The organism is Nostoc sp. (genome assembly GCF_036916575.1).
Taxonomy (GTDB): domain Bacteria; phylum Cyanobacteriota; class Cyanobacteriia; order Cyanobacteriales; family Nostocaceae; genus Nostoc.
In genome coordinates, this window is record NZ_JBALGC010000154.1 from 110421 (window position 1) to 127109 (window position 16689).

General features: G+C 42.9%; 17 protein-coding genes and 1 pseudogene. 16 read left to right on the top strand and 2 right to left on the bottom strand.

Annotation, left to right across the window (positions count from 1 at the left end):
- Positions 1-599: 599 nt before the first annotated feature.
- Positions 600-722 (top strand): hypothetical protein, encoded by a 123-nt coding sequence (locus tag V7L29_RS35110; RefSeq protein ID WP_334689944.1) that lies wholly within the window; start codon positions 600-602, stop codon positions 720-722.
- Between the two features lie 141 nt (positions 723-863).
- Here V7L29_RS35110 and V7L29_RS35115 read toward each other — a convergent pair whose 3' ends face one another.
- Complete coding sequence (locus V7L29_RS35115) at positions 864-2168, bottom strand: ABC transporter substrate-binding protein (protein WP_334689945.1); 1305 nt, start codon at positions 2166-2168, stop codon at positions 864-866.
- Positions 2169-2369: 201 nt separating this feature from the next.
- Here V7L29_RS35115 and pilM point away from each other — a divergent pair, with 201 nt between their 5' ends.
- The 6 genes and pseudogenes from pilM (at position 2370) to V7L29_RS35145 (ending at position 8612) form a co-directional block, all read left to right on the top strand.
- Positions 2370-3476, top strand: a complete 1107-nt coding sequence (gene pilM / locus V7L29_RS35120; protein ID WP_334689961.1) for a type IV pilus biogenesis protein PilM — start codon at positions 2370-2372, stop codon at positions 3474-3476.
- Between the two features lie 4 nt (positions 3477-3480).
- Positions 3481-4257, top strand: a complete 777-nt coding sequence (locus tag V7L29_RS35125; RefSeq protein ID WP_334738382.1) for a PilN domain-containing protein — start codon at positions 3481-3483, stop codon at positions 4255-4257.
- The gene (gene pilO / locus V7L29_RS35130) at positions 4254-5018 is read left to right on the top strand and encodes a type 4a pilus biogenesis protein PilO (protein ID WP_334738383.1); all 765 of its coding nucleotides are present in this window, start codon (positions 4254-4256) and stop codon (positions 5016-5018) included. The genes V7L29_RS35125 and pilO overlap by 4 nt, the downstream gene beginning before the upstream one ends.
- Before the next feature lie 246 nt (positions 5019-5264).
- Positions 5265-7562: an AMIN domain-containing protein gene (locus V7L29_RS35135; RefSeq protein WP_334738384.1), complete on the top strand. Its 2298-nt coding sequence runs from the start codon at positions 5265-5267 to the stop codon at positions 7560-7562.
- Positions 7563-7725: 163 nt separating this feature from the next.
- Entirely contained in the window at positions 7726-7965 is a 240-nt protein-coding gene (locus V7L29_RS35140; RefSeq protein ID WP_334738385.1) for a hypothetical protein, read from the top strand.
- A 72-nt stretch (positions 7966-8037) separates the two neighbouring features.
- A pseudogene (locus tag V7L29_RS35145) lies at positions 8038-8612 on the top strand (Uma2 family endonuclease).
- A gap of 60 nt (positions 8613-8672) precedes the next feature.
- Here V7L29_RS35145 and V7L29_RS35150 read toward each other — a convergent pair.
- Complete coding sequence (locus V7L29_RS35150; RefSeq protein WP_334738386.1) at positions 8673-9293, bottom strand: Uma2 family endonuclease; 621 nt, start codon at positions 9291-9293, stop codon at positions 8673-8675.
- 111 nt (positions 9294-9404) lie between these two features.
- Here V7L29_RS35150 and V7L29_RS35155 point away from each other — a divergent pair, with 111 nt between their 5' ends.
- The 9 genes from V7L29_RS35155 to V7L29_RS35195 all read left to right on the top strand — a co-directional run bounded on the left by V7L29_RS35155 (position 9405) and on the right by V7L29_RS35195 (position 16630).
- Entirely contained in the window at positions 9405-10052 is a 648-nt protein-coding gene (locus V7L29_RS35155) for a Uma2 family endonuclease (RefSeq protein WP_334738387.1), read from the top strand.
- Between the two features lie 8 nt (positions 10053-10060).
- Positions 10061-10273, top strand: a complete 213-nt coding sequence (locus V7L29_RS35160) for a DUF433 domain-containing protein (protein WP_334689952.1) — start codon at positions 10061-10063, stop codon at positions 10271-10273.
- Positions 10274-10758: 485 nt separating this feature from the next.
- Positions 10759-11043: an HU family DNA-binding protein gene (locus V7L29_RS35165; RefSeq protein ID WP_103137906.1), complete on the top strand. Its 285-nt coding sequence runs from the start codon at positions 10759-10761 to the stop codon at positions 11041-11043.
- A 26-nt stretch (positions 11044-11069) separates the two neighbouring features.
- Entirely contained in the window at positions 11070-12212 is a 1143-nt protein-coding gene (gene cobD, locus V7L29_RS35170) for a threonine-phosphate decarboxylase CobD (RefSeq protein ID WP_334738388.1), read from the top strand.
- 114 nt (positions 12213-12326) lie between these two features.
- On the top strand, positions 12327-13781 hold the full coding sequence (locus V7L29_RS35175; protein ID WP_334738389.1) for a dihydrolipoyl dehydrogenase family protein: 1455 nt from the start codon (positions 12327-12329) through the stop codon (positions 13779-13781).
- 134 nt (positions 13782-13915) lie between these two features.
- On the top strand, positions 13916-14392 hold the full coding sequence (locus V7L29_RS35180; RefSeq protein WP_334738390.1) for an AMIN domain-containing protein: 477 nt from the start codon (positions 13916-13918) through the stop codon (positions 14390-14392).
- Positions 14389-15096: a TonB-dependent siderophore receptor gene (locus V7L29_RS35185; protein WP_334738391.1), complete on the top strand. Its 708-nt coding sequence runs from the start codon at positions 14389-14391 to the stop codon at positions 15094-15096. Before V7L29_RS35180 ends, V7L29_RS35185 begins: the two co-directional genes overlap by 4 nt.
- A 3-nt stretch (positions 15097-15099) precedes the next feature.
- Positions 15100-16473, top strand: coding sequence for a TonB-dependent receptor (locus V7L29_RS35190; RefSeq protein ID WP_334738393.1), 1374 nt, complete (start codon positions 15100-15102; stop codon positions 16471-16473).
- 31 nt (positions 16474-16504) lie between these two features.
- On the top strand, positions 16505-16630 hold the full coding sequence (locus V7L29_RS35195; protein WP_334738392.1) for a hypothetical protein: 126 nt from the start codon (positions 16505-16507) through the stop codon (positions 16628-16630).
- Positions 16631-16689: the final 59 nt, after the last annotated feature.

The following is a 16689-nucleotide window of genomic DNA, read 5'->3' on the forward strand; positions in this document are numbered from 1 at the left end:
GTTTACTGTTTGTGGGGATGGGACTAGGGTAAGTTCAAATTTGATTATCATTATCTCTGGGCTGAGACTAAATGGGGAATAATCAAGAAAAGGCAAAAGTCCCTCGATAAATTGACCCCTGGACGAGTCGCGATAAGCGTTGGGAGGAGTTTTTGCGGCGATTGGTACTCCGACCTCTGCACCCAAACCTCGCGGAAAGTCCCCTGGTTGGGAACCAGGAAAAACCGTAGCCGTAAAAACCGCTGCCCGATTGTTAAAAAAACACTAACACCACCACGTAAACAACCATCAGTTGCGGTTTAATACTAAAGATTATTCATAATTTTGTTAAGTCTCTGATTAACTCAGCCCTGCTGGGTCATTTTCCATAGCTTAGTCTAAACTCCAGGGCTTAAGGTAGTGTTGGTGTAGATGCGATCGCTGACTTTAAGAGTTCCCAAGGTGATCAAATTATCCTGGATAAAACTACTTTTAGTGCGTTCCCGCTTCGGGTTGCCGTAGGCATCGCTTCAACTGCGGGAGCAAGTTTTAGTAACAGCAGTGATTTTGAAATCACTTCTTCAGTAAGGACTAGCACGGCAACAATTGTCTACAATCCTGTGAGTGGGCAGTTGTTCTACAACCCTAATGGCAGCGCGGCTGGTTTTGGTAGCGGTGGTCTATTTGCGACTCTAACTGGTGCGCCAACTCTTATGGCATTAGATTTTGTGGTGCAAGCGTAGTTTGTCCAAGACACCCTTTTTCAAACAGGACTTACGCAACTTGCCTAAGTTTTGACAATGCAAGCGTAAGTCCTACATCCATTTTCCGCCCCGAAATTCTTATATTTAGCTATTTTTCGTTTGTCTCCTGTCTCGTGTCTCCTAACTCCTAGTACTGTTCCACTCTTGCGCCGCATCCTCTACAGCTTTATCTACAGTCTTCTGCCCTAACATTGCTGCTTGCAAGTTTTCGTAAACAGCCTTTTGCAGTTTGTTGGAATCCTTCAAGGTAGGGGTTAATATTTCTGCCTTTGCCAGTTCTTTAGCACTCATAACTCGCGCTTTTTCTATTGTTGAAGCATTAGCTGGAACATTTTTAAAGTAACTATCAGATAATGCTTTGACTGTAGAAGGTAGAACATTTGCAGCTTTAGCAAAGGCTAACTGATTTTCGTCATTGGTGACAAATAAAGCAAACTTAACAGAGGCGTCTGGTTGTTTGGTATCGCGGGGAATAACCATGTTCATCACCGCGACATTTTTCTTACCTGTGTCACCAGTGAGTTGAGGTGCTATTTCCGAAGCTTGAGCAATTTTTGGGGCATTATTAGCGATCGTTTTCAGAAACTCTAGCCCAGAAGCTAGAAACGCAGTCTCTCCAGATTGGTATAAATCGATCGCGTGGCGATGTCCTTGGGTCAAAGCTTCTCTAGGAAGCAGTCCTTTTTTATACAAGTCTACCCAATACTGAAACGCTGCTTTACCTTGTGCTGAATTAAACGCTGCTTTACCCTCAGCATTTATTAGGGTGACTCCCATTTGCACGAAAGATTCCAGCACTTCACCGGAATCTTGCGGTACGAAAGTCACAAAAAAGGCATATTTGCCAGTCTTATCTTTAATTTGTTGGGCTGCTTGTGCCAATTCTGCGTAGGTTGCGGGTGATTTATTGATACCCGCCTGTTTTAATAAATCAGTGTTATAAATAGTTAGCCGTGTGGTGAGATACCAGGGAATCCCAAAACTCTTGCCATTAAGGGTGCTTGCTTTCCAGATATTCGGTAGATAGGAGGAACGTACATCGTTTGGGACTTTTGCATCCAAATCTAACCAGGCATTTCGTCCGGCAAGTTGGGAAGCGAAACCCGGATTGAGGTTAACTACATCAGGTGGCGTTTTTGCTAAGACAGCTGTTAAAATTTTGTTCTCCATCGCCGCCCAAGGTACATCAACCCAGTTAACCTTTATACCTGGATTTTGCGATTCAAAATTCGCAATTAGGCTTTTGAAGTAGTCGCTAAATTGAGGTTGGAGTTGCATCGTCCAAAACTCAACAGTTGCCACTCCGGAAGTAGCTTGTTTTGTACCTGTACCAACATTACCTGTGTTACAACTTACAATCCAACTGGTTAATAAGCCAACCAGTACCAAAGCAACAAGTTGTTTAAATTTTCGTAATTGAATCATTTTCCCAGTATTTTTACGCTTGCTCAGTGTGAAAAGCTTAGACAGAATTGTCGAGGTTATCGGCTAAATAAATTACCTAGCATCAAGTCCATCTTTTAGTATCATTTAAATTTCCAATTTAGCAGTCCAGCGGGCACAACTGTGGTAAAAAGCTTCACTAGTCTGTTTGGCAAATCGAATAAAGGGGTCGGCATTGAACTTGTGGTAAAAAGCTTCAATGGTCTGTTTGGCAAATCGAATAAAGGGGTTGGGATTGAACTTGCTCCCGAACGGGTAAATATAGTTCAGTTACGCAAGCAGGGTCAAGGCTTGAAAATAGAAACCTTTACATCGGTAGCAGTTCCAGAAGGCATAGTTACCGATGGTCAAATTAACGACCCTCCAGCAATGGCGGAATTAATCCAGCAGGCACTAACTGAGAGCAAAATCAAAACTTCTCGTGTTGCCACTGGTGTACCAGGACGAGATTCCATCGTTCGGATAATACCTGTGCCAGCAGAGTTAGATGACAAAGAACTGCGAGAAATGGTGCTAAACCATGAAGCCGGTTTGTATCTACCCTATCCTCGTGAAGAGGCTGATGTAGATTATCAGAAACTTGGGTATTTTGTAGATGAAGATGGCATTGAAAAAGTACACGTACTTCTAGTAGCCACCCGTAAGGAGGTAACGGATACCTATATAAGTACATTCGAGCAGGCAGGATTACAAATCGATGTTTTAGAAATTAACAGTTTTGCTCTGATTCGGACTATTCGCGAGCAACTGCGACAATTTAGTCCGCAAGAAGCAGCAGTATTAGTTGATATAGAGTTCGACAGTACAGAAATCGCCATCATTGTTAACGGAGTGCCGCAATTTTCGCGCACAGTCCCCATAGGCACTTATCAAATGCAAACTGCCTTAGCAAGGGCAATGAGCTTACCCACATCACGAGATATGGAACTGTTACACGGAATGATTATTCCGCCAACTCCCATAGACGGTGGAAAAACGGGCGTTACCGAACTCGATCCTGGTATGGCAGCCATATTGAGAGTATTGGGAGAACTAACAGATGAACTGCGCCGTTCCATCGATTTTTACCTCAATCAAAGTGAAAATTTGGAGGTAGCGCAGATTTTATTAGCTGGGCCAGGAGGTGGACTCCAACAACTAGATGAATTTTTTACCCAACGATTGAGCTTGCCAACTACCCAAATAGATCCAATTGGGGCTTTGTCCTTAGAAGTTGACACTGATAAATATCCACAGGTGCAACGCTCTGGCTTGGCGATCGTACTCGGTCTAGGAATGCGGGAGGTGTAACAAAATGTACAGCTTAGATGTTAACTTTCTTAAAGACCGCCCAGCATACCAAAATAAGCCTGAGAGAAAGGGAGGAATAGCCCTAAATTTGCCTACGGGGAATATGACACCAGTGTATGTAGGAGTTGCACTAGGTGTAGGTCTTCCAGTTTTATTGGGAGTTGGTTGGTGGTTTTTGCAAGGGAAGATTGTTGAATTAGAGGGAAAAATAGCACAACTAGACCAAGAAAGCAAGAGGTTAGATACAGAAATAGGAAATATTAACAAAATCAAAGCCGAGACGAATGCAATTAAAGGGGAAACCCAAGCTTTAGTGACTGTATTTGACCAGATTCGTCCTTGGTCAGCAATGCTGCAAGATTTGCGCGATCGCATTCCAGTAGCAGTGCAAATTAAGAGCATCAAGCAAACCCCACCCATTGCGGTAGCTGCAGGTCAGCCAGCAAACAATCCCGCTGGGGGATTAGAAATTACCGGATTGGCTCGTTCTTTTAACGATGTCAATGATTTCTTATTGAGTTTACAACAGTCTCAGTTCTTGAAGTCCACAGAAAGCAGAATTGTGACGGCAACGTTAGTAGATGCTCCCTTAACTCCAGGTGTAGGTCAACCTCCTAATGGTGTAATAATTAAGCCACCAAAAGTAGTTGAATACACTATTCAATCGAGTATGAGTAATATTCCAGCTTCAGAATTAATCCGGGAGTTGGAAAAAAAAGGCACAGTGGGGTTAGTGACTCGAATTCGTAGTATGCAACAAATAGGAGTCATTCCAAAATGACGCTGAGTGATGATTTAAATTTTGCTGAACATGGTGGGGAATTCGAGCAGGTAACGCCATCGTCCCCCATGCTATTTGGTATTGCCTTTACACCAAAAATTATTGGGATCTTGATGGGGGTAATTGGTTTAGCAGGAGCAGGTTATATATTATTAAACCTACTAATGCCAGCTTGGGAAAGCTATCAGCAGCAACAAGCTAAAAGCTCAGAACTGCAAGCACAAATTGAGCAGAAAAAAGCCAATATCAAACAGATTGCCAAAGTTAAAGACGAACTAGCACAGGCAAAACAGCAAAAAGTTCAGGTTTTAGATTTATTTGCTAACGAAAAAACCATGGATACATTGCTGTTGGATATCAATCGCTTGATTGAGTCTGGCAATACTCCAACTTCTATTAATGCAGTGAGAGCCAAACTGAATAAATTTGTGCCAGTTTCCCAAAAACCAGAACCGATTACTGATGGAACTCTAGGACTACAGGTTGATGGCAAGCTGCAACGCAGTACTATCAATGCCGAAATTACAGCAACTTATGAACAAACACAATCGATAATTCGTAACATTGAGCGGTTACAGCCTTTGTTAATAGTTAAAGATTATCAAGCAACTTTGGCTCCAGTAGAGTCAAGATCCCCATTAGATAAAACGCCGATGCAGATAGGGCCAACAGCAATTAATACATCATTCCAGCTACAGGTATTGATGCCGCTCAGTCCAGAAGAAATAGCCGCGATAGCTAAAACTGCTCCGAAAAAGTAATTATGAGTTATGAATTATGAGTTATGAATTATGAGTTAGGAGTAGAGACGCGATTAATCGCGTCTGTACAGGAGTTAGAGTGATCAATTGTGAGTTAGAATTTCTCATTTTTAACTCCTCACTTCTCATTCTTAATTTATCACTTCTAACTCCTCATTCCTCACTCATAATTTTTAAAACTCAGCACTCATAGCAAACTATTCAAAATTGTTTGTAAACAAGGTTTTATAAAGTGAGGAATAAACTGTGAAACAGCTTCACGGTAATAGTTTTATATTAGGTACTGCCGCTTTTGTATTTTTGGTGGCTCAACCAGTTTGGGCACAAATGAGTCAAGTTACTGATGTACAGTTAAATCCAGTTAATGGTGGAATTAGCGTTGCTTTGAAAACTTCTTCAGCGTCGCGCCCCCAAGTTTTCACTACAAAAAGAGGTAAGGCTTTAGTCGCAGATATTATCAATACTCAACTACGATTACCACAAGGTAAAAGTTTTCGTCGAGATAGCCCAGCACCAGGAATTGCCTCTGTTGAGGTTAATCAGCTTGATGCCAATAGCATCCGAGTCACGGTAACTGGCAGCAACAACACACCTGGCAGTCAACCTGTGGTGCGATCGCCAAATAGAATTACACTCAGCTTTAGCCCATCGGGTGGCACTACAGCATCAGCACCAACGCCAACAGCGCCAACATCCACAGCACCGCCTGTTACTACTCCAGCCCAACCTGGTCAAAAGCCAAGTGTTCTCGTTCCTAACCCGCAAATCACCATTGACGGACAACCTGCACAAGCTGCTGGGTCAGGTCAACCTGTGAGTCAGGCTCCACCTTTCTTACCTAGAGCCGTTGCCCCACCAGTGGGAGATATTGCTATTTCCGCTACCGATGCTTCTCCTAGCAGCATTGACTTAGGAACTCAGGAACGCGTACCCCGTCTAGTATTGCGAGATGCGCCTGTGCGTGAGGTTTTGTCATTGCTTGCCCGTGCAGCTAATTTGAACCTGGCTTACGTGGGAAGTGAGCAAGCTGCTGGAGGTCAGCAAGCTGCTGGAGGTCAGCAAGGTGGCGCTGCACAAGCAACCTCTCAAACAATCTCCCTAGATATAGAAAACGAGCCAGTGCAAGATGTGTTTAACTACGTCTTGCGCTTGAGTGGTCTAGAAGCTAATCGCAGTGGTCGTACAGTTTTTGTAGGGGCTAAACTACCTAATGCGACCCGTGACATGGTTATGCGTAGCCTGCGACTCAATCAGGTAACAGTGGGAGTGGCCTTGAATTTTCTGGTCGGCTTAGGAGCAGAAAGCGCCGTCAGTCGCGAACGACAAGTTACCAGCGTTAATGCTGTGCCTGTTGGGGCTGGATCTCCTCCTATTACCCAAACTCTGACGACGACGGAAAACATAGTTGAACCTCTACGCGTTGATTTTAAAGACTCTAGCCCATTACTGAGAGGTTTACAGGCATTAGGAGATGAGCGCACCAATTCTGTCACCTTAATTGGCTCTCCCCGGCTAGTTGAGATGGCAATGGCTCAACTAACTCAGCTTGATATCCGCCGTCGTCAAGTGGTAGTCAACGTCAAGATTATAGATGTTAATCTCAATAACATCCAGGACTACAACACTAGCTTTTCTTTTGGGATTGGCAACAACTACTTTAGCAATGATGGTGGTGCAGCGTCTTTTAATTTCGGCGGTTCCAGACCAACTACTAGTGCTGAAGCGAGAAACAGTTTGACTCAGACGCCTACTATTACGAATCCTTTTGCTACCGGAAATGTTTTTGTTAGCCCAACAGCTACTGCTGGCGCAAGCTCTAATCCACTACAACCAGGTATCACAGCATTTACACCAGCAACAGCGACGACCCCTCCAACAATCACATATGGCTTGCCAAGTCTATACCAATTCCCCAAACGTCTTCTCACTAGCTTGCAGGCTCAAGTGACAAATGGCAACGCCAAGATTTTGACTGACCCAACCTTAATTGTGCAAGAAGGTCAACAGGCTCTTATCAACCTGACTCAAGAAGTAGTGGGAAATATAACCCTTCAAATAACGGATACTTCTGGTGGTTCTAGGACAGAAAGAAATATTGTTAAACAAAACGTTGGCTTAACCTTGAATGTAAGAATTGAGCGGATTGACGATAATGGTTTCGTTTCTTTATCGGTTGCTCCTACTGTCAGCGCTCCTTCAGGCACAGCAGATACAGGAAATGGAAGTATTACTTTAGTAGCTCAACGCTCCCTTACTTCTGGCTTAATTCGCTTACGAGATGGTCAGACACTAATCCTGAGTGGCATCATTCAAGATGCAGACCGGACAAGTATTTCCAAGATTCCTATTTTGGGTGATCTTCCTTTGATTGGTGCGCTGTTTAGAAGTACAAGCAGAAGTAATCAGCGCAATGAGGTAATTGTGTTACTCACACCTCAGATTATGGATGACTCTGAGAACTCTTCCTACGGCTATAACTACACCCCCAGCCCAGAAGTGCGGCAAATCCTTGAGCGTCGGGGGTTGAAGATTCCTGGTAGGTAATAAAGATAATGGACAAGGTGAGTCACCTCTGGCAAAGGCTCAGATCCCCGACTTCTTTAATAAGTCGGGGATCTTGTTGTTCACGAGTAGGATTAAATTTAAATGTCATTCTAGAATAAAAATACCCAATCACAATAGAAGTAACAGTAGTGGGTAAATACTAATGAGTCCAGAACAAAAGTTATTAACAAAGTGGCGTTCTCTTCCAAAAGACAAACAAGAGGAAGTTTTAGATTTTGTTGAATTTCTTGGTTTTAAAAACTCTGCAAATAAAATTCCATTGGGCGAACGTTTGCAGCAAATTCGCACTAAGATTGTTGCTTCTGGTAAACATTTATTAGATGAAGATAAAATCGAAAAAGAACTCGCCAGTCGCAGAGGTAGGCTACAGAGTAGAGAATAATGAAAATAATTTACCAAAAAACTTTAACTGAAGGTTTGTAGCCAGTCATTAAATAAAAAGGGAAATACTCTTATGACAGCACTTACATTAAACCTCAATTCTGTAATTAAACTGACAAGAGATCAGTTTTATCAATTGTGTGAAGAAAATCCCGATTTAAAATTAGAACGCAATGCCCAAGGAGAGTTGATTATAATGCCACCTACGGGAGGAGAAATAGGAAAAAGTAATTCTACTATTAACGCTCAAATATGGTTATGGAACGACCAAAATCAATTAGGCGAAGTTTTTGATTCATCAACTGGATTTACTTTACCTTCAGGGGCTGACCGTTCTCCAGATGTTTCTTGGCTGGAAAAATCTCGTTGGGATGCTTTGATTAAAGAACAAAAAGAAAAATTTATTCCTCTATGTCCTGATTTTGTGATTGAGATACTTTCGCCTAATGACAACTTAAAAAAACTCAGAAGAAGATGCAAGAGTATATCGAAAATGGTTGTCGTCTAGGTTGGTTAATCAACCGAAATAAACAGGAAGTAGAAATATATCTTCCAGGACAAGATGTGGAAGTTTTAAAATTTCCTCAAACTATTTCCGGCGAAAATATTTTACCTGGTTTTGTACTCGATATACAACGAATTTGGTAAAAGGTTCTGTCTATAGACTTTATTTATTACATACTTATAAAACAGCAAGTGGGGTTGTAGCTACGTTGGTAGACCTCCAGCTTGAAAAATCTGTTCGGCGGTTAAATTCAATTCCGGGAAAGTAGGCGAGACGATGTTAGCGCTGCCTCTAAATTGAGTAACTTGGTATTCACCATCAATTAATTGATAAATAGATATAGTAGGCTGTTTGGGGTTGCCAGTGAACTTTTTAGCGCCTAGACCGAGATAATCTACAACCCAGTATTCAGGAATTCCAATACCCTCATACTTACCCTGCTTTGTGTAGTAGTCATCATCCCAGTTGGTACTAACTACCTCAACTGCTAAGGGAATTGATGCTGCAAGGCTTACAGTTGATTCTTTTTTCCATAGCGGCTCATTCACTAAATTAGGGCGATTCAGTAATAGCACATCTGGAGAATAGGCAGATTCCGAATTAATTGGTTTAATGAGCGCAGTTTTGGGGATTGTATAAGGTAGACCATTACGAACGTACTCAATAGCAAATTTTTCAACCAAAAACCCAACAATATCCTCATGGTCTCCTACTGGTTGTGCCATTTCAACAATCACTCCATCATGTAATTCATATCTTCCACCTTCGGGTCGCCACGCTGCAAAATCTTCAAAGGTTACTAGTTTTGGTATGGCTTGAGTCATAATCTATTACCCCTAGTAGTCGTTTCAATCATATCGCTTTCTTACGTTCAGCCTTAACAGTAATATTAAAGGGTACTGTACTCAAAAAAGTTTGTTGCAGAGAACTAAACTATGGTGGCAATAACAACATCCGCAGAAAATAGGGTTTTACTCCATAACATTAGCTGGCAAACATTTAAAACCATGCTGGCTGAAATGGGTTCAGAACGTAATTCCCTATTTGCTTATGACAATGGAACGATAGAAATTATGACCCCACAAATGCCGCACGAGAACTCAAACCGTGTAATTGAAGGTTTTGTTGTTGTCCTGTGCGAAGAGTTAGGCTGGGAAATTAGACGTGCTGGTTCATTAACTTTAACGCGAGATGATTTAGAGAAGGGAGCCGAGCCAGATAGTAGCTACTATATTCAAAATGAAGCGCTAGTTCGAGATAAAGAAAATATTGACATAGCCACCGACCCGCCCCCTGACCTGGTGCTAGAGGTAGAATATTCCAGGTCTGCAATAGACAAGCTGAGGCTTTATGCTGCGATGGGAGTCCTAGAATTTTGGCGTTATAACGGCAGTGTGTTGCGAGTCTACACTCTTGCAGATGGGCAGTATTCAGAAGTCGAAACCAGCCCTACTTTTGCGCCTGTGCCAGTGAAGGAGATTCCTCGATTTATCCAAGAAGCGAAGAAGAATGGGGAAATTGCTACTACTCGCGCTTTTCGGGTTTGGGTGCAACAAAAAATTTCTAGTGATGAAAGACTCTAGCTAGTCTAATGAGCCGAATTACCCAAAATCCTGGGCAATGCGGAGGTCACCCTTGTACTAGAGAAATACGAATCCGTGTAAGTGATATTTTAGAGATGCTCGCTGAAAATGTGAGTTCAGCCGAAATTTTAGAGAATTTTCCTGATTTAGAGCCAGAAGAGATCCAAGCCTGTTTGTTATTTGCAGCGCGGCGCACAGACTTTCCTCAATTGACTGTATGAATATCTGGATTGATGGGTAAGCAAGTTCATAGTAAGGACTGAAGTCTTTATTCTTTAAGTACTAAAGTGCTTACTACAAACTATTTTTCATAAATATTAATTAATTTCAGTAATAACTCTTCACCATCGGTAATGAATCCCAACAAATGCTAATCATCTCCAATCTCCCCACTTCCCTGTTTTCTTAGCAATTGCGGGATTTACTAAGTATTTTTTCCTAGTTTTGGGGTGGTTTTTAGGGAAACAACTACCCTAAAATTACAAAAAATCCTGAAATCTATATAAATTAATGGTTTCATCTATCCACATCAGGCTACAACACCTTAGAATGATTCATTGAAAAGTCGAGCCGATGGGATGTACAGCCGTTTTGAGTAAAGATACTCCCAAAGGATGATTTTTGTATTTCCACGAACCGAGATTTCAGTACAGATGTATCAAGGTGCATCCGTAAAGAATCTCAAGTAAACCTTCAGGAGTTTGACATGAATAAAGGTGAATTAGTTGATGCCGTAGCTGAAAAGGCTAGTGTTACCAAGAAACAAGCGGATGCAGTTTTAACTGCCGCTTTGGAAACGATTATTGAAGCGGTTTCCTCTGGTGATAAGGTAACGTTGGTGGGATTTGGCTCATTTGAATCACGGGAACGTAAAGCCCGTGAAGGTCGCAACCCGAAAACAAATGAAAAGATGGAAATTCCAGCGACGAGAGTTCCTGCCTTCTCGGCAGGAAAACTGTTTAGAGAAAAGGTAGCACCCCCAAAATCATAGGTTCTGTCTTCGGGAACCCTTTTTTAATGCGGCAACCTGCACATGGGGGAAATTTAGCCTGGGCAGCAGCACTGGCTGGCTGTCCCCCTGATGCGATTCTGGATTTTTCTGCTAGTATCAGTCCGTTAGGGCCTCCAAATAGCGCGATCGCTGCTATTAAGTCCCAAATTGGTAATCTTAAGCACTATCCAGACCCAAATTATAGTGAACTGAGACTAGCTCTCAGTCACTTCCATCAACTGCCGCGTGAGTGGATTCTGCCGGGTAACGGCTCCGCAGAATTACTCACCTTAATCGGTAGGGAATTAGCCCAGTTAGCCGCGACAACTTTAATAACTCCAGCCTTTAGCGACTACTACCGAACCCTGAGGGCGTACAACGCTAAAGTGCTGGAGTGTCCTTTGTCATTAGTCACTGGTGATTCGTCATTGATTGTTGACAAGGAACAAACAGAGAAGTCTGTAGACGCTTCTGCGGCTTCCCGCAGGGTGCGCCAGCTTTTGGCACTGAGAACTTTAGGGACTTTAGATAAAGGACTACTCCTGAATAATCCCCACAACCCAACCGGAAAGCTATTTTTGCGGGACTCTATTTTGCCCTACCTGGAGCAATTTGCTTTAGTCGTGGTGGATGAAGCATTTATGGATTTTGTGCCACCCGATGAGGAACAAAGCCTGATTCCGGTGGTACAGGAATATGCAAATTTAGTAATATTGCGATCGCTGACCAAATTTTACAGTCTCCCAGGACTACGATTAGGATATGCGATCGCACACCCCGACTGCCTAGTTAAATGGCAGCTATGGCGTGACCCCTGGCCTGTAAACACGCTAGCGGCGGCGGCGGCAATTGCGGCACTCCAGGATACGGAGTTTCAGCAGCAAACCTGGGCATGGCTACCACCTGCACGAAACCAACTCTTTCAGGGTTTAGCTGAAATCCCAGGATTGCAACCCCAAGCAAGTGCTGCTAACTTTTTACTGGTTGAGTCCCAAGAATCTACTTCGCACTTACAGCAACAATTACTCAAGTATCACCAGATTTTAATCCGCGATTGCCTTAGCTTTAAAGAACTAGGCGATCGCTTTTTCCGTGTTGCTGTACGTGAAGAGTTCGATAACCAACGCTTACTAACAGCCCTAAAAGAGGTTAGGAGTTATAAGTTATAAGTTAAGAGTTATAAGTTGAAGAAAGGTTTTAACTCCTAACTCCTAACTCCTAACTCCTAACTCATAATTCCTAACTCATAATTCCTAACTCATAATTCCTAACTCTAAATTCACGTGACCGTTGACTACGATGTCGTAATTATTGGCGGCAGTCTTGCTGGATACTACGCTGCCCTCGCTGCAACCCAACTACGTGCTACAGTTGCCCTGGTGGAACCTAAAGTAGACTACGGGTTTACTTATCACCATGTTCTTACCGAAATCGGTAAACTGGCGCAGAAGTTGAATGATGCTACTGGTTTTGGTATTCATGCCATACACACTAATACCTCAGAAGAATGCCACATATCTATGGCATGGCAAGAAGCGATGCTGTATGCTCAATGCGTCGCCTCAAATCTCAAAGAACAGCATTCTCCAGCCATCCTAGCTGCGCTGGGGGTAGATGTCATCGTTGGCAATGGTCAATTTCAATCTTCACCCCAACTGGCTTTTGCCGTTAATAATCGCCTACTACGCGCCCGTACCTATTTGCTAGCCAGTGGTTCGCATCCAGAAATTCCAGAGATTGAAGGATTGCAAGCCACTGGCTACTTTACCCTATCTAATATTTGGCAATCCTTACAAGGAGCGACATTACCCAAAAATTGGGTAATTATTGGCGGGATTCCCCAAAGCATTGAAATCGCTCAAACTTTAGCCCGGTTTGGTTGCAGTGTGACGCTGGTAGTCAAGCATTCCTATGTTCTACCCCATCTTGACCCTGAGATAGCCATACTGCTTCAGGCACAGTTGGAAGTTGAAGCTGTGTGCGTCCTCACTGATAAACCAGTAACTCAGGTGAGGCTGATTGAGGATAAAAAGTGGATTCAAGCAGGAGATAAAGCCATTGAAACTGATGAAATTTTAGTGGCGACTGGACAACAACCGAATCTTGAATCCCTAAATTTGGCAACGGTAGGTGTGAAATGGCATCGGCGTAGTTTAGTGGTGAATGATAAACTGCAAACCACTAACCACCGCATTTACGCTTGTGGTGATGTAATTGGTGGTTACGACTTTGCCAATATCGCTAATTATGAAGCAAAAATTGCTCTGAACAATGCACTCTTTTTCCCCAGGTTAAAAGTAAATTATCACTCCATTCCTTGGGTGATGTTTTCTGTACCGATGGTGGCGCAAGTAGGTTTGACAGAGGCCCAGGCAAAACGCCAATTTAGTCGAGATGAAATTTTAGTTTTGCGACAGTATTTTAAAACAGTGGCAGCAGCCCAACTTCAGAATGAAACCACTGGTATATGTAAATTAATTGTGCTACACAACGGTGAAATTTTGGGAGCTTCGATATTTGGGGCAGAAGCTGGAGAATTAATTAATTTGATTGCTTTGGCAATGTCACAAAAGATTAAAATCAAAGATTTAGCAAATCTATTCTCCGTCTATCCTAGTTTCTCAGAAATTCTGGAAGAAACTGCAAGAGAGTGGAGTAAGCAAAAGTTAAATAGCAATCTTGCTTTGCAAGAGTTTCTGGAAGGCTTCTTTCATTTCCGTCGCAATTGGAATTTGTAAGGACGCATTTAAGCTTAGTGTCTTTAGGTTAATAATAAAATATCTCATTAACCAGAGCAGATGGTAAACTCATCCCAGAAATTAATTGGCAAATTTTCTCTATAAAGTATTTGCCAGTTTTGAGGAGTGAATATATGCAGTCAGAAAAAGTGTGCGGGATGAGTGTGGTAGGGATTATTTTGGCAGTCATTGCCTTGTTTACACAACCAGCACTGGGAAAGCAAACTCAGCAATTACGCAGAGTTCGAGATATATTAAATTACTCAACAAGTGCTACACAATTGCTCGTACAGCAACCTGAGTTAGCAGTTATCAAAATTACAGGCATTAAAGTTAATTCCACAAGTACAGGGATTGAATTAATTCTCCAAACACAGACAGGGGAAGCACTTAAACCTGTTATCAAGAGTGAAAGTAATAGTTTGATTGCTGAGATTCCGAATGCGGTGCTGGTATTGCCAGAGGGGAAGAATGAATTTCGCAGCGATCGCCCAACCAAGGAAATTGTTTCAGTTGTAGTGACTCAGGTGAATGCGAATAATATTCAGATAGCAGTGACGGGGAAGCAGGTATACCCAAAGTTGAATTATTTGACAGTAATGAGGGTTTGATTTTTGGCTTCACGCCTGTAGGCATATCAACACAAGGACAGCAACCAAAACCAGAGCAGCCAACTAACCAAACCCAGCCTGAGCAACCATCAGCACAAAGTGATCAGCCAATTGAGTTGGTGGTGACGGGGGAGCAAGATGGATACCGTGTATCAAATGCTTCCACTGCGACCAAAACCGATACCCCTCTGCGTGACATTCCCGCCTCGATTCAGGTGGTGCCCCGGCAGGTGTTAGAAGACCAAAGGGCAGTGCGGCTACAAGATGCACTGCAAAACGTAAGTGGCGTTACACAAGCGGGTAACTTCGGGGGTGCAGGATCTGGTGGTTATATCCTTCGTGGTTTCGGTCAGGATGGAAATTTTAGAAATGGATTCCGTGATACCAACTTCTACACCGTACCAGAAATAGCAAACGTGGAACAGGTAGAGGTTCTTAAGGGACCTGCGTCAGTGCTTTTTGGTCAGGCAGAACCGGGTGGGATTATCAACATTATTACGAAGCAGCCGCTAAGTGAGCCTTATTACGCTGCTGACTTTACCGCCGGAAGTTACGATTTTTATCGACCAACTTTAGATATCTCTGGTCCGCTGAATACAGACAAAACTTTGTTATATCGCTTAAATGTTGCTTACCAAAACTCCGGGAGTTTTCGTGACTTTGTTAACTCCGAACGGATTTTCATCGCGCCATCTCTAACCTAGAAAATTGGTACCAATACAAAACTAAACTTTGATTTTGAGTATCTCAACAGTGATGCTGTTCTTGATCGAGGCATACCTGCTATTGGCAACAGACCAGCCCCAATTCCGATTAGTCGATTCTTAGGCTTTCCTCAAGCATACCAACACACCACAATTTACAAAGGTAGTTATACATTAGAACATCGGTTTAGCGATAATTGGCAGCTACGCAATGCCCTTTTCATCACCTCCACTCAGGAAGGCGATCGCTACGCGAATCCAGGGGATTTGCTCGACAACCGATTCCTTGAGCGGGGTTTTATTAATGATAGATTTCCAACTGATAACTACGACCTGCAAACTGAGGTCACAGGGAAGTTTACAACTGGGTCAATTAGGCATCAATCCCTTATCGGGTTGAAGTTGAACAGAAACACTGGTCCATACATAGTCAAGTCTGCTGACTTGCCACCAATTGACATTTTTAATCCAGATTACAACACTCCCATCCCTACTGGTCTTCCAGTTAGCCTCAATATCCAATTCAGCACCAATAGTTTAGGGCTTTATCTTCAAGATCAGATTAGCCTGTTAGACAATTTGAAGCTACTAGTCGGAGGACGCTTCGACTTTTCGGATCAGGAAAATAAAGATGTACTTGCCGGAACCAGTACCAGTCAATCTGACCAAGCTTTCAGTCCTCGGGTGGGTCTTGTCTACCAGCCCATACCGCCAATTTCTCTCTACGCTAGCTATAGCAGTTCTTTTGTTCCAACCATTGGGAAATCAGCTAACGGTTCTACGTTTGAGCCGACACGAGGTACACAATACGAGGTGGGTATCAAAGCCGATGTGAGCGATAGAGTATCTGCAACATTAGCGGCTTACCAGATTACAAAAACAAACGTTCAGACAGATGATCCCAACAATCCTAATTTTTCCATTCAAGTTGGAGAGCAACGTAGTCGAGGCGTTGAACTTGATGTTACAGGCGAAATTCTGATCGGTTGGAAAATTATTGGCTCTTACGCTTATACCAATGCTGAAATCACCAAAGACAATCTATTCCCAGTTGGGAATTTGTTCCCCAATGTGGCGAAGAATACTGCTAGTCTGTGGACAACCTATGAAATTCTAAAGGGAAAGCTACAAGGTTTGGGATTTGGATTGGGACTCTATTATGTGGGAGATAGAGAGGCTGAGTTGGATAACAGTGTTGTGTTACCCAGCTACTTCCGAACAGATGCGGCACTTTATTACAAACGCAATAACTGGAAGGCTGCAATCAATATCAAGAATCTCTTCGATGAGAAATACTACGAAACTAGTCAGTCAAGAAACATCATCTATCCCGGTGCGCCGTTGACTGTGTTGGGCACAATTTCATGGGAGTTTTAGCCCCGATCTAGGCTATTAACGACAAGTCATCATGCTCGTACCTGGCACTCCCAATCTAGCGCAGCCTTCCCCAATTGCGTCAATGCTGCGATCGCATTTTTCTATTGGCGATGTCTACGACGGGCTAGGGCGTGTTTTCAAACTCGTTGTATCCTAAAAAAATAGGCGATCGCTATGTAGTAAAGATGAACCGAGGAGACTTAAGTAACGAACAGT